Annotated in this window: 12 protein-coding genes (1 of these 12 cut by a window edge); 6 read left to right on the forward strand and 6 right to left on the reverse strand. The window is 34.6% G+C overall.

What is annotated here, in order from left to right; genetic code table 11:
• The 3 genes from R3L15_RS02505 to R3L15_RS02515 form a co-directional block, all read right to left on the reverse strand.
• Positions 1 to 58: the start of a YpdA family putative bacillithiol disulfide reductase gene (locus R3L15_RS02505; RefSeq protein ID WP_405023544.1), read on the reverse strand. 908 nt of this gene lie to the left of the window's left edge; only the first 58 of its 966 coding nucleotides appear in the window; it begins with the start codon at positions 56 to 58; the stop codon falls past the left edge of the window.
• Positions 59 to 60: 2 nt separating this feature from the next.
• Complete coding sequence (locus R3L15_RS02510) at positions 61 to 1,290, reverse strand: MFS transporter (protein ID WP_338733027.1); 1,230 nt, start codon at positions 1,288 to 1,290, stop codon at positions 61 to 63.
• 289 nt (positions 1,291 to 1,579) lie between these two features.
• A complete protein-coding gene (locus R3L15_RS02515; protein ID WP_338733028.1) occupies positions 1,580 to 2,332 on the reverse strand; it encodes an NrtR DNA-binding winged helix domain-containing protein in 753 nt (250 codons plus the stop codon).
• A gap of 615 nt (positions 2,333 to 2,947) precedes the next feature.
• Here R3L15_RS02515 and R3L15_RS02520 point away from each other — a divergent pair.
• From R3L15_RS02520 to R3L15_RS02535, 4 genes are all read left to right on the forward strand, one after another.
• Positions 2,948 to 5,197 (forward strand): TonB-dependent receptor, encoded by a 2,250-nt coding sequence (locus tag R3L15_RS02520; RefSeq protein ID WP_338733029.1) that lies wholly within the window; start codon positions 2,948 to 2,950, stop codon positions 5,195 to 5,197.
• A 274-nt stretch (positions 5,198 to 5,471) separates the two neighbouring features.
• Positions 5,472 to 6,368, forward strand: a complete 897-nt coding sequence (locus R3L15_RS02525; RefSeq protein ID WP_338733031.1) for an alpha/beta hydrolase — start codon at positions 5,472 to 5,474, stop codon at positions 6,366 to 6,368.
• A 39-nt stretch (positions 6,369 to 6,407) separates the two neighbouring features.
• Positions 6,408 to 8,747, forward strand: a complete 2,340-nt coding sequence (locus R3L15_RS02530) for a glycoside hydrolase family 3 N-terminal domain-containing protein (protein WP_338733032.1) — start codon at positions 6,408 to 6,410, stop codon at positions 8,745 to 8,747.
• A 204-nt stretch (positions 8,748 to 8,951) separates the two neighbouring features.
• Positions 8,952 to 9,551: a DUF1684 domain-containing protein gene (locus R3L15_RS02535; protein WP_338733033.1), complete on the forward strand. Its 600-nt coding sequence runs from the start codon at positions 8,952 to 8,954 to the stop codon at positions 9,549 to 9,551.
• Between the two features lies 1 nt (position 9,552).
• Here the strand turns inward: R3L15_RS02535 and crcB are convergent, their stop codons facing one another.
• Positions 9,553 to 9,921, reverse strand: a complete 369-nt coding sequence (crcB, locus tag R3L15_RS02540; RefSeq protein WP_338733034.1) for a fluoride efflux transporter CrcB — start codon at positions 9,919 to 9,921, stop codon at positions 9,553 to 9,555.
• A 2-nt stretch (positions 9,922 to 9,923) separates the two neighbouring features.
• Positions 9,924 to 10,943, reverse strand: coding sequence for an SRPBCC family protein (locus tag R3L15_RS02545; RefSeq protein WP_338733035.1), 1,020 nt, complete (start codon positions 10,941 to 10,943; stop codon positions 9,924 to 9,926).
• 91 nt (positions 10,944 to 11,034) lie between these two features.
• On the opposite strand from R3L15_RS02545, the gene R3L15_RS02550 reads away from it, so the two are divergent.
• Positions 11,035 to 13,077, forward strand: coding sequence for a dipeptidyl-peptidase 3 family protein (locus tag R3L15_RS02550; RefSeq protein WP_338733036.1), 2,043 nt, complete (start codon positions 11,035 to 11,037; stop codon positions 13,075 to 13,077).
• Positions 13,078 to 13,263: 186 nt separating this feature from the next.
• On the opposite strand, the gene R3L15_RS02555 is transcribed toward R3L15_RS02550, so the two are convergent.
• Positions 13,264 to 13,449: a hypothetical protein gene (locus R3L15_RS02555; RefSeq protein WP_338733037.1), complete on the reverse strand. Its 186-nt coding sequence runs from the start codon at positions 13,447 to 13,449 to the stop codon at positions 13,264 to 13,266.
• A gap of 154 nt (positions 13,450 to 13,603) precedes the next feature.
• Here R3L15_RS02555 and R3L15_RS02560 point away from each other — a divergent pair, with 154 nt between their 5' ends.
• Positions 13,604 to 13,990 (forward strand): nucleoside triphosphate pyrophosphohydrolase family protein, encoded by a 387-nt coding sequence (locus R3L15_RS02560; RefSeq protein WP_338733038.1) that lies wholly within the window; start codon positions 13,604 to 13,606, stop codon positions 13,988 to 13,990.
• The last annotated feature ends 7 nt before the right edge of the window (positions 13,991 to 13,997 follow it).

Consider the following 13,997-nt stretch of genomic DNA (forward strand, 5'->3'; position numbering starts at 1 on the left):
CGCAAGCAATACCAATAGGACCTGCACCAATAATTATTACGTCTTTTGTTATTATCACTTTTATAGAATTTTTTTATGTAATTGTGTGTTAATTTTAGGTTTTATGACTTGTTTTAACCATTGTAAAAGTATTATACAAACTACTGATAAAAATACCATTACCAGCCACGTGTTGTTATATCCAAGTGTGTCTGTCATTTGCATTCCAGCATTATGTCCAAAAATGTGCGATATGGAAAAAGCAATGCTATACAACGCCATATATTCCCCTTGATTTCCTCGTTTAGAGCGATCTAAAGCAAAGGCATTAGAGAATGGAAACATAACCATTTCGGCAAAGGTCATTAATAAAATACCAATTACCAAAACCCCTGTCCAAGAAAATACAATGACTACTAAAAAACTTATAGCAAGAAGGATGGCACCTTGAATCATAAGTGTTATTTTAGAATAGCTTTTAGTTTCAAGCCATTTAATTATAGGCATTTCAAGCAAAAATATAACAAGACCACTTAAGCCTAATAAAAGTCCTATTTCAACCTCATTTAATAGGTGTATGTTTTTATAGTATATAGGCATGGTGGAAAAGTATTGCAAGAATACAATGCCGAATAGTACCATAGCCAAAATAAAAATCATGAAAGGCATGTCGCTATATGCCGATTTTGGGCTACTGTTTTTATACTCATCAAGAACATTTGCTTTTTTAGGATTGAGTACTCTAATTAATAAGAAAGCAGCAGCAATGCATGTTATACCATCTAACCAAAATAAACCATTGTAACCAACATTGGTGATTATAAACCCGCCTATAGCAGGTCCTGCAGAGAAGCCTAAATTAATTGCTAAGCGAATAAGGGTTACCGAGCGAGTTTTGTTTTCTGCTTTGCTATAAGCACTCATAGCCACAAAAGCTGCTGGACGGAAGGTATCGGCTAGAATCATAGTTATAAATATACCTAAACAAATGGTGTTAAATGTTTGTAGATATTGTAACCCTATAAACGCCACTCCTGTTGTAAATAAGCTAAGCATCATTACTTTGTAATAGCCTATAACATCGGTTAATTTACCACCAAGCCAAGACCCCACTACCGACCCTAAGCCAAAGGCTGACATAATCCAACCGACTTCGCTTACTGTAAAATTTAAATTGGCTGTTAGGTATAATGATAAAAAAGGAACCACCATGGTACCTGCTCTGTTAACTAGCATGATTAGTGCCAACCACCATATTTCTTTTGATAGCCCACCAAAGGTATTTATGTAATTGTTAAATAGTCGTTTCATTTGTTTGAACAGATATATAAAAATAAAAAGTCCAACGATGACGTTGGACTTTTTACAATTGTTTTATGTTGTAATTACATTACTACAATACATTGTTAGTCCAATACTCGTAAAGAATTTTGGTAGACTGTTTATATGTATTGACTGTACGTGTCATGTTATTTTTATAATTAGCTTTTGCTAAGGTAGTTATTTTTTTGATAGGTTTTAAGGTTTATACTAAAGCTTATTTGCATACCTATGCATTCTCGATAAAATTAAGGAACTGAAAGCAATTATTCCTAAAAGGTTACCAGTTCTCTTGTAAACCATTTTCTAAAGCTTTATTGTAGACTTCTAAATTAAAGCAGTATAAATCGGGGGCTTTATGTGCGCCACCTTTTCTAGTTTCCTCAAGTTTGGTTAAGATGCCGTAACGTTTCATTTTCCTAAAAAAGTTACCTCGGTTTAATTTTTTTCCTAGAATAGCTTCATACAGTTTTTGAAGTTCTGGCATGGTAAATTTTTCAGGGAGTAGGTTAAGACCTATAGGTTTATAATTTAAGTCTCTTCTAAGTTGTGCAAGCGCTTCTTGAAAGATTTGATTGTGATCCATCATAAGTGTTGGAGTTTTTGAAACGTCTATCCACTTTGAGCTATGAGAAAACTCATCGTTCCTTACGGTTACTGATGTATAATCTATTAAGGCGTAGTACCCAACTGAAATAAAACGTTGTTTAAGCCAAAAAGAATCATCAAATTCCTTAAAAAAACCTTCACTTCTATGAAATTTACCAAAGGTTTTAAACTGATTTAAAAAAATGTCTCTTACACCTGTTCGTTCTTGCAGTATTCTATGAGCTGCATCATCCATATTTTCCACTTTTTTGATATAACCTCCAGGAAGCGACCATGTGTTTTCGCGAATAAGCTCTAGAAGTAAAATTTTAAGGGAGTTATTATGGAAACCAAAAACAACACAATCAATAGATATATGAGGCAGACATTCTTTATGAAGTGTCTCCGACCATTTAAGAATAGTTTTACTTAATAAATCTTTCATAATAGTGTTCTTTGGTTCAAAAATACGTTTTCGTTTACTATTAGTCTATAAATTGTATACGTTTTGTTTTTTTCTTGTTTTCAGAAGTAAGAACTATAAAAAAATAACTTAGAAGCCTTTTGAAGTAAACGGCGCATAATATTAATATATGGTAAAATATAACCAGTAATATTTGTAAATCATCATTTTTGTTTACGTAAAATTAGTAAAAAATTAATGATTCATTTTGAAGCAATGAAAAAAAATTGTATCATTGCTTCAAAATGAAACGATAAAAAGTATTTACGAAAACGATATCACTTAGAAGTAACCAATTAATTTAAATTGACGATGAAATTTAAACATTTATCAATCTATAGTTCTAACATTGCAGATGAACATCCATATATGATTGCTGAAATTAATAAAGTTGTAGAAGCCATACCATCAATATGGTAAAAGGAGTAGACCAATTGAAATATTGGGATTATAATCCTTTTAAGGAAATGCAATTATAGGAGTAATCTTACTTTTTAATATCCTTAATAACGTATTTAAAGCGCAGAAAAAACTGCTTAATAGATTTCTATAAATAGAAGTCCTAACTAACCTATACTTAAACTCAAACATATTAAAATGAAAACAAATAACGTGAAACATAGGATAGGAGTATTACTTTTAATACTTATTTTACCTCTTTCTGTGTCGGCACAGATAGACAGTCTTACCGTTACAAAAAACCGAGACTCAGTAGCGGTTAAGAAGGCTGCTTCAAAGACGGAAGAAAGTGACAGAAATGTAATGCTTAATGCCGCCAACAATTCGGGTCCAAGAGATGTAAACATTGGTTTGCCTGCAACGGTTGGGGGAATTACCATTCTTGAGAATGATTTGCCTGTTGTGTATTATTTTTGGCCAGAGTTGCCTAACAAAACCTGGAGACAAAGTGTTTCTTTGAAAAATACAGGGCTTTTAAAAATGGAAGACCTCGCCAATTCTATGGGAGATCTTGGTTTTGCAGTAAACTCATACACACAAAACGGAACCAAAGATTTTCACGTAAAAGGTAATTTATCCGGAAGTCATTTTGGATGGTTCAAAGGAGATTTGAATGTTTCTGGACCTATGACTAAAAACGGATGGACGTATTCGGCAGGAGCTTTTGTAAACTTCGATCCTTCAACTTATGACCTTGGTTTTAATGATTATGTAGACCAAACAAAAGTGTTTAGAGCAGGAGTTACTAAGTATTTTAAAGATGATAAAGGGGAAATCAACATCTTTTATAAATATGCAGACTCTTATGTAAATACTAACTATGCTGTTTTTGAATACGGTCCAAATGGAGAAGCATCAGAAATTGATGGTTTCGAAATTGGTAGAGATTCATATTTCTTAAGAAGTGGAAATGTGAGGTTTCAAGATATTGTTTCTGGTGATTATTATTACGGTGCTTTTGATGGCGATGATAATACCAACACTTCGCACAACATAGATGTATTTGGTAACTATAAAATGGATAACGGATGGAATTTTAAATATTCTACGCGTTTGCATTTGGCTAACTCTAATTCGCTATACGGAGTTCCATTGAGTATTTTTAGTGTTGACGCAGCCGATGGTTATACCATTCAAAGCACAGGAGAAGCGTATACCGGAAATGTTGGTACGCAGTTAGCCCTAAACTCGCGCGATATTCCTACAACTACAATTATGGGAAGATTTTCTATCAACAAGCAAATCAAAAACCACAATATTACTTTCGGAATTTTAGAGCAATACTACAATGTAGATAAATACAACTCTAACAGATCATTGTATTTTCAAACTGTGGAAGATCAGCCGCAATTGTTAGTTGGTTCTGCTACAGATGAGTATGGTTTCTACGGTTACAACAGCAGTGCTGAATATTTCAACGGATCTGAAAACAAATTATCGGTATACGGTTCAGACGACTGGAAGGTTTCTGATAAATTCAACGTAAAATACGGATTAATGTTAAGATCTCATTTAGTAAACGGAGATTATTCACAAACGCCTCGTTCTGTAGGTTTTACTTTAGCAGATGCTGAATTAACAGATATAGATCACAGTTTCTTTCACATTGCAGGAAACATCAACGCTAACTATAACATTACCAAAAATTTTGGAGTGTTGGCTAACTTCTTGTACACAGAAGAAAATGGTAAGTTAGAAAGCTATTCTTCTCCAATTTCACCAAGTGTTGTAAAAAGTAGAAGTCCGTTAGCGGGAGCAGGTGTTTTCTGGAATACTAAATATTTCAGCTTAGTATCACAAGCAACGTATTTAACTAAAAACAACTATTTAACAAGATACAACTTAGTTAATCCGGCAAACGATACAGAAACGCAACAAACTACGATTTTCTATGATATTCAAACGTTGGGTTGGACTACCGACATGATGATTACGCCGTTCAAAGGGTTTAACTTACACTATTTAATTACATTACAAGATCCTGTTTATAAAGACTTTACGTTCGATGCTTTTGGTCAAAATTATGACTATAGCGATAAAACGGTATTAGAAATTTCTAAAGTTTTAATGGAAATAGATCCTAGTTATACAATAGATAAATGGAGATTTTGGGCAAGTTTTAGATACTTCAGTGAGCAATATGCAAACATTAACAATGCCTTGTATTTTGCGCCACGTTGGGAAAACTTCGGAGGAATCAATTATCAATACAATAATCACGTAAGTTTTGGTGCTACTGTGGTTAACTTCTTAAACCAAACAGGAGCTAAAGGAACCATCAACGGTGCTGAGTTGATCAACGATGCAAGTCAGTATTACGGAAGATTATTAACAGGGTCTTACATCAGACCATTCACCGTACAACTTTCGGCAAATTTCAATTTCTAAGATAGAATGAAAGTTTTATGAAGTATAAATGAGTTTTGGCAATCCCGATGTAACGTCGGTATTGCTAATGCTTGTTCGAATCAGAGAGTCATCATCTAGATTTCTGATTTTTCTTAAAAAGATACAGGTATGAAAAAAAGTATTGTTACAGGATTTTGTTTGCTATTGGGAAGCGCTACACTTTTTGCTCAAGATGCAGATATTAAAACTGTAAAAAGTAAATCCGGAATGGAGTGATTTTAGACGAAAGAACTCAAAAATATAAAATGAACTAATGATGAAAAATATTGCACAAAAATGGGGTGTGTTACTATGCTTTTTAGTAGTAAGGCTTTCAGCAATCGCGCAAGATCAAACTATCAAACTGTATGATGGAGTAGCACCAGGTTCTGAAGAATGGAACTGGAAAGAAAGTGAAATGTATTCAGATCTATTCGGAACAGAAGTGGTATATAATGTTACTTCTCCTGAATTATTAGTATTTAAACCCGAAGACGGAAAAGCCAATGGAACAGCAATGATCATTGCTCCAGGTGGAGGTTTTCAAAGTTTATCTATCAATAGAGAAGGTACTTTAGTAGCTAAAGAACTGGCAGCTAAAGGCATAACTGCTTTTGTGTTGAAATACCGTTTAATGGAAACGGAAACCAACGATCCAGCTCGAGAAATGATGGAAAAACTAAAAGATCGTGATCAGTTTTACAAAAGTTCAGCAGCAGTCCAAGAATTGGCGGGTAACGATATCAGAACAGCGATTACTTACATTCGTCAACATGCAACTGATTTTAAGGTAGATGCTGATAAAGTAGGTGTAATTGGGTTTTCAGCCGGTGCAACCGTAATTATGCATAGTGTTTTGAAAAGTGAAGATGAAATCACACAACCAAACTTTGCTGCTTCCATATATGGCGGTCCAACAGATGAATTGATGGCGCAGAAATTGCCGGAAAACAAATTACCATTATTCATTTGTGCTGCCACAGACGATCAATTAGGCTTGGCTCCAAAGAGTATTGCTTTGTACAACAAATGGTTCAAAGCAGGTTATCCGGTAGAATTACACATGTATGCAAATGGTGGTCACGGTTTCGGAATGGGAACGCAAGCGCTTCCAGTAGATACTTGGTATAAGAGATTAGAGGATTGGTTAAAGCAATTCAAATATTTATAAATCACAAATAACAAATAGAACAAGATGAGAAATTATATTATGAAGCTAGGAGTTGGTGTATTGGTAGCTGTAGGTGGTTTGCAGTTGGCAACAGCCCAAAAAGCTCCACAGTATGGGAAAGCTTCCATAGATGAGTTGATCCAGGCGATGACTCCGGAAGAAAAAGCAGCTTTACTAGTAGGTCCTGGAATGCCAGGATACGCAGGTTTGGTACCTTTAGAAGGTGAGCCAGATGTACGTGTGTTAGGTGAAGCAGGTGGTAATGATAAAGTAGACAGATTAGCAATTCCTGAAACGGTTTTTGCAGATGGTCCTGCGGGATTACGTATTCAACCAAAACGTCAAAACGATCCTAATACCTATTACGCAACAGCGTTTCCTGTTGGGACTGCGTTGGCATCAACCTGGAATACAGATTTAATTGAATCTGTTGGTGAAGCTATGGGTGAAGAAGTAAAAGAATACGGTGTAGATGTGTTGTTAGCTCCGGCTTTAAACATCCACAGAAACCCATTAAATGGTAGAAACTTTGAATATTATTCGGAAGATCCTTTGGTGGCTGGTAAAATTGCTAGCGCGTATATTCAAGGGATTCAGTCGAATGATGTGGGTACTTCTATCAAGCACTTTGCAGCCAACAATCAGGAAACAAACCGTTTGTCTGTCAATGCGCACATCACTGAGCGTGCCATGCGTGAAATCTATTTAAGAGGTTTCGAAATCGCTATTAAAGAGGCGAAACCATGGACGGTAATGACGGCTTACAATAAATTGAATGGAAAATATGCTTCTGCAAGCAACGATTTATTAACGGCTATTTTAAGAGACGAATGGGGATACAAAGGATTGGTAATGACCGATTGGTTTGGTGGATATCCTAGTTTTGAATCTATTTTAGTAGAAGGTACTGTAAGTGATGTTGTTGCGCAAATCAATGCGGGTAACGACTTATTAATGCCGGGAACTGAAACACAGCGTGAAGCTTTAGCAAAAGCAATTGCAGACGGAACCGTAAATGAAGAGGCTGTAAATACAAGTTTAAGACGTATTTTAGAATACATCCAAAGAACTCCAACTACTGATAGCTATAAATTCAGCAACAAGCCAGATTTAGAAGCGCATGCAGAAGTAACTAGAAAAGCAGCTGCTGAAGGAATGATCTTATTGAAGAATGATGACAATGCGTTACCGTTCACAAACAAATCTGAAACCATTGCTGTTTTTGGTGACCATTCGTATAGCTTTATTGCTGGTGGTACTGGTAGTGGCGATGTAAACGAAGCGTATAGCATTTCGTTATTGCAAGGATTAAACAACGCTGGGTATTCAGTAGATAAAGAACTGCAAGCTTTGTATGAGCCTTTCGTAGAAAAAGCGGTAGAAGACGAAAACAAACGTCGTGAAGAAGTAGGTTTATTGGCCGATAACAAACGTTTGCCGGAAATGTTACCAAATGCAGATTTAGTGGCAGCAAAAGCAAAATCTGCTGCTGTAGCGGTAATTACTTTAGGAAGAAATTCAGGAGAACAATTCGATAGAAAAATCGATGACGATTTCTATTTAGGTCAAGATGAAGTAAAATTGATCAACACCGTTACCAAAGCTTTCCATGCAGAAGGTAAAAAAGTAATTGTGATTTTGAATATTGGTGGAGTTATTGAAACTGCTTCTTGGAAAGATAAAGTAGATGCTATTTTGCTAGCTTGGCAACCAGGTCAAGAAGGTGGAAATTCTGTAGCAGATGTATTTAGTGGAGCAACCAACCCAAGTGGGAAACTAACCATGACGTTCCCAATTGACTACAATCACCATGCTTCTGCAGCAAATTGGTTAGGCGTTCCTGCTGAAAAACCAACCGATGTGTATTACAAAGAAGGTATTTATGTAGGATACCGCTATTTCAATACGTTTGATGTTCAACCATCGTATGAATTTGGTTTTGGAGGTTCGTACACTACTTTTGAATATTCAGATGTGAAGTTGAATACCACTACTTTTGAAGACGAAATTAAAGTATCTGTAAAAGTAACCAACACTGGTAAAGTAGCAGGTAAAGAGGTTGTTCAAGTATACTTGAGCGCTCCGGCTAATTTGGTTGACAAACCATCTGAAGAATTAAGAGCTTTTGGTAAAACAAAAACTTTAAAGCCAGGTAAAAGCGAAACCTTGAAATTTACTTTAAAAGCAAAAGATTTAGCTTCGTTTGTAGATGCACAAAGCGCTTGGATTGCAGAAAAAGGAACTTACACAGTTAAAGTTGGAGCTTCTTCAGAAGACATCAAAACAACTGCAACCTTTACAGTAAACAACAATATTACTGCAGAAAAAGTAAACAACACATTTGATTTAGATGTTCAGATGGAGGTCTTAAAGAACTAGTCTTAACAATGAAAAAATAAAAAGTCCTGTAGCTGCTACAGGGCTTTTTTTATTTAACGTATTAACTTATTAATTATGTCTTTCCATTTTTCAACAGCTTGTAATTGTCCGTTAAGCATCATTTGGGTTTAGATGTTAATCTAACCATATTAATTTTTTTATTGTTAGTAAGAGTTTGTTATATCTTTGTATAAACCTTTTTTTATGAGATTTATTCTGAGTTTATTTTTAGCTGTTACATTATTTACATGTGCCCAAGATAAACAACCTTTATTAGGTGATACCGATTGGCAGCGTGAACAAAATGCCGATTTTAAAGATGCTACTAAATCACCTTTGAAATCAAAAGATAGAAAACACTTTAAAGGACTAGATTTTTTTAAAGTAGACTCTAGTTTTGTGGTACAAGCTAGATTAGAACTCACGCCAGACAGTAAATGGTTTAAAATGAAAACAACAACTAACCGCATAAGTGAAGAGCGTGTGTATGGTATTCTACATTTTACTTTAAAAGGAACCTCTTATAAACTTAATGTATATCAAGGTAAAGATTTAATGACACGCGAAGGGTTTGAAGATTATCTGTTTTTACCGTTTTTAGATAATACCAATGGCGATAGTACTTATGGCGGTGGACGCTACATCGATTTGCGTATTCCTAAAGATGATACGATTGTTATTGATTTTAATAAAGCTTACAACCCGTATTGCGCCTATAACGAAAAATATTCATGTCCTATTGTTCCTAGGAAAAATTATCTTGATACCAATATTACAGCAGGTGTAAAAGCCTTTAAAAAATAATTTATTTAGCTAAGTAAATACCAAGAAACACAGCTAAAAAGCCAACAATAAAACTAGCTATAGTATAAAACGCAAAACTTGTAAAATCACCCGATTTTAAAAATACATGGTTTTCATAAGCAAATGTTGAAAAGGTGGTGAAACCACCACAAAATCCAGTGGCTAATAGTAATGTTTGATTTTGTGATAGAGTATTGTTTTTTGCTGCCAAACCAAGAATAATACCAATAAGTAAACTTCCCAATATATTGGCTAAAAAAGTACCATAAGGAATGCCTGTTTGAGAGTTATTAAGATATTTACCCAATAAAAAACGTAATACGCTACCAACACCACCACCTAAAAAAACGAATACTAGACTTTTAAGCATACTTATTTAATAGCTATAAATAATTCGGTAATCCATTCTGCTGGATTAGGTTCTTTACCAGGATCTGTTACATACGATTCTACCATAGTATGTTTATCTGCAAACACCAAATTATATTGTTCGACATATGTCATGGTTTTTTCCCAAGCTTCCGATAGGTTATTGTAATCGCCTTTTAAGGTTGTTTTTACAGCTTTAAACGGTTCTAACTGCCCTGTAAGAATATCGCCTTCAGGAATAATAATTTTTTCGGTAGTAGGAATACAACACGATAAAATAACGGTGCCTTGCTCTTCATTCCAATCATGGTATAAGGTAAATGGCATGCCAGCTTGTGAGATGTTGCTGTTAGCGGCGAAAGCCCCTACTTTTGGCATCATTTCTGGAATTTTATTTTTAATATCATCTATTCGGCATGAAGCTGTGGTGTAAATATAATAGCCGCCGCCATGTTGTGTTAAGCCATTTACTTTAATACTGTATTCTTTAAGCTTTGCTGTGGAAATGCTATCTAGTTTTTCTAAGCCGCGCTCAAAATCAGGGCCAATCATTTTATCAAAACCACCCATAAACGCTGCATAGCCTTTAAACATAAACGGAATATTGTCGCTATTCATTTTCCAAGTAACTTGTGTTTGGCCATCTTCTGTAGGTGTGAACTTCCAAGTTATTTTAGAAGGTGTATAATCGGCAAATTGAAGTTCTTGTTCAATATCAGAAAACTCTCTAGCACCAATAGTTTTCATGTTTCCAGCACCATCTTTATCTTTCCAAGAATATGCCCCATCAACACCTTTTGTTTTTTCAGCATAGGTTAACTTAGTTGTCGGATCTTTTTCTAACCAAGGCGACCAAGCTTCCCAGTTTTTAAAGTCAATAATCTGATTATAAATTACCTTAGCAGGTGCTTTTATCGTTCTAGTCCTTTTTACTTCAAACTCATTAGGTTGTACAGCAATATAAATTGCCATACCTATAATGGCTATTAAGATTATAAAGAGTAGATATTTTAAAAATTTCATAAAGTTGTTAATTAGTTACTCAAAGATAATCAATTTTAGCAATGTTGTTATATTGTTTACATTTGTAGGAATAACATAAAATCACTAATTAATGAAATTTAAATCGATATTACCAGTAGCCTTGTTGGTTATTATGGCTTTTTCGTGCAAAGAAGAGGCGTCGCAACCCGAAGTTGTAGAAACCAAACCTGTTGAAGTCGCTCAAGAATTTGACTATACGGTTGAACAGTTTGCCGATATTAAAGTATTAAGATATCAAATTCCAGGATGGGAAAACCTTACTTTAAAAGAACAAAAGCTTGTCTATTATTTAACGCAAGCGGGATTAGCTGGGAGAGATATTATTTGGGATCAAAACTACCGTCATAACCTTAAAATACGTGAAGCTTTAGAGCAAGTTTACACACAATATCAAGGTGATAAAACAACTGATGATTGGAAAGCGTTTGAAGTTTATTTAAAGCGTGTATGGTTTAGTAATGGTATTCACCATCATTATTCTAACACAAAATTAAAACCAGAATTTTCTTCAGAGTATTTAACCACATTATTAACAGAAACAAGTACCACTTTAGAAGGCGAAGCTTTTGAGGTTATTTTTAATGATAATGATACTAAGAAGGTTAATAAGGCAAAAAACATTGATAATGTTGCTATGTCTGCAACCAATTTTTATGGTCCAGATGTTACAAACGCCGATGTTGAAGCGTTTTATGCTAAGAAAACATCGCCAAATCCAGAAAAGCCATTATCGTTTGGGTTAAACTCCCAACTAGTTAAAGAGGATGGCGAACTAAAAGAGCGCATCTATAAATCGGATGGTTTATATGGTTCGGCTATTGATGAAATAGTATCGTGGTTAGAAAAAGCAAAATCTGTTGCCGAAAATAAAGCACAAGCCGATGCCCTTGCACTATTAATTACTTATTATAAAACAGGCGATTTACAAACTTGGGACGACTATAACGTAGCTTGGACAGCTGCTACCGAAGGAAATGTAGACTACATTAATAGTTTTATTGAAGTTTATAACGATCCATTAGGGTATAGGGGGTCTTATGAGACTATCGTTCAAATTAAAGATTTTGATATGTCTGAAAAAATGGCGGTTTTATCTGAAAACGCCCAATGGTTTGAAGATAATTCTCCATTAATGGAAGACCATAAAAAGAAAAACGTTGTTGGTGTTACATACAAAGTTGTTAACGTTGCTGGCGAAGCTGGAGACGCTTCTCCAAGTACCCCAATAGGCGTAAACTTACCAAATGCTAATTGGATTCGTGCGGCTGTAGGAAGTAAATCGGTATCCTTAGGGAATATTATTAATGCCTACAACAACGCAGGTGGTTCTGGTCGCTTAAAAGAATTTGCCCATGATGAAGATGAAATTCAATTAGAAGATACTTACGGACAATTAGCCGATAAATTGCATACCGCTTTACACGAAGTTATTGGTCATGCTTCAGGACAATTAAATCCAGGTGTAGGCGAAACGAAAGAAACCTTAAAAAATTACGCATCAACTTTAGAAGAAGGACGAGCCGATTTAGTTGGATTATACTATTTATATACTCCAAAGCTACAAGAGTTAGGATTGGTAGACGATTGGAAGTCCGTGGGTAAAGCAGCTTACGATGGTTATATTAGAAATGGTTTAATGACCCAATTAATTCGTTTAGAATTAGGAGACGATGTAGAAGAGGCACATATGAGAAATCGCCAATGGGTTAGTGCTTGGGTATTTGAAAAAGGACAAGCCGATAATATTATTGAAAAAGTAACTCGCGATGGTAAGACTTACTTTAATATTAATGATTATGATAAACTTCACGAATTGTTTGGTCAACTATTACGAGAAACACAACGTATCAAATCTGAAGGTGATTTTGAAGCGGTGCAAGCTTTAGTGGAAGGTTATGGTGTAAAAGTAGATCAAGATATTCATAGTGAAGTATTAGAACGAAATAAACAGTTTACATCGGCACCTTATAGCGGATTTGTAAATCCTGTATTAGTGCCAGAAACTAATGATGCTGGAGATATTATAAGTATAAAAGTAACGCAACCAGCAGGTTTCCCTGAGCAAATGCTAGACTACAGTAAAAACCACAGTTTTTTACCAACAGTTAATTAGAAATAGTTGTTATACAAAATAGAAAAGCAGCGAATTTACAAATTCGCTGCTTTTTTGTTTAGGGTTACTAAATAAACCATAGGAGTTTATTTATAAGTTCTATAATAAGAAACCCTAAAAATACTTTTATAACATGGTAATTTCAATACTCAATTTGAGTATTTCATTAAAAAAATGTCGTAAACACTACATGAAGATAAATTTTATAGTCGCAATAAAGGCAATAAAAGCAATAAATGCTATAAGTACCCAAACGGTTCCTGTGTAATACTTACGGTGTAGTTTTAAATCTTTACGGTAGGTAAAGGCAATAACAATTACAAAGGCTATAAAAAAAAGGATTCCAAATGTCCATTGACCGTTCGAGAACATAACGTATGTATTTTAAGTGCAAAAATAATTAAACGCTTTCGAAAAAAAGCAAAAAATTCCGTTAAACTGTATGAGTATGATAAATTTTATGGTATTCATATGACACTTAATGAATTAATTCTATTTTCGATTTAAAATAAAAAGAGATATCATCATGAAAGATAAAATTAATGCTGTTAAAGCTTTTCACACCGCTTTTAAAATTGGGTATCGCGACACCCCAAAAGCTAATTTAGGCACCGATAAAAATATGCTTCGTTATAAATTAATGCGAGAAGAAAACGAAGAATATCTAGATGCTGCAAATGATAATGATTTAGTAGAAGTGGCTGATGCCCTGGGCGATATGCTTTATATTTTATGTGGAACTATTATAGAACATGGTTTACAGCATAAAATAGAAGAAGTATTTGAAGAAATTCAACGTAGTAACATGAGTAAGTTAGATGAAGATGGCGAGCCTATTTACAGAGAAGATGGTAAAGTGCTTAAAGGCCCAAATTATTTTAAACCAAATATTGCACGTATTCTTGAAGATTAAAAAAAAC

The sequence above is a fragment of the Mangrovimonas cancribranchiae genome (assembly GCF_037126245.1).
Lineage (GTDB): Bacteria > Bacteroidota > Bacteroidia > Flavobacteriales > Flavobacteriaceae > Mangrovimonas > Mangrovimonas cancribranchiae.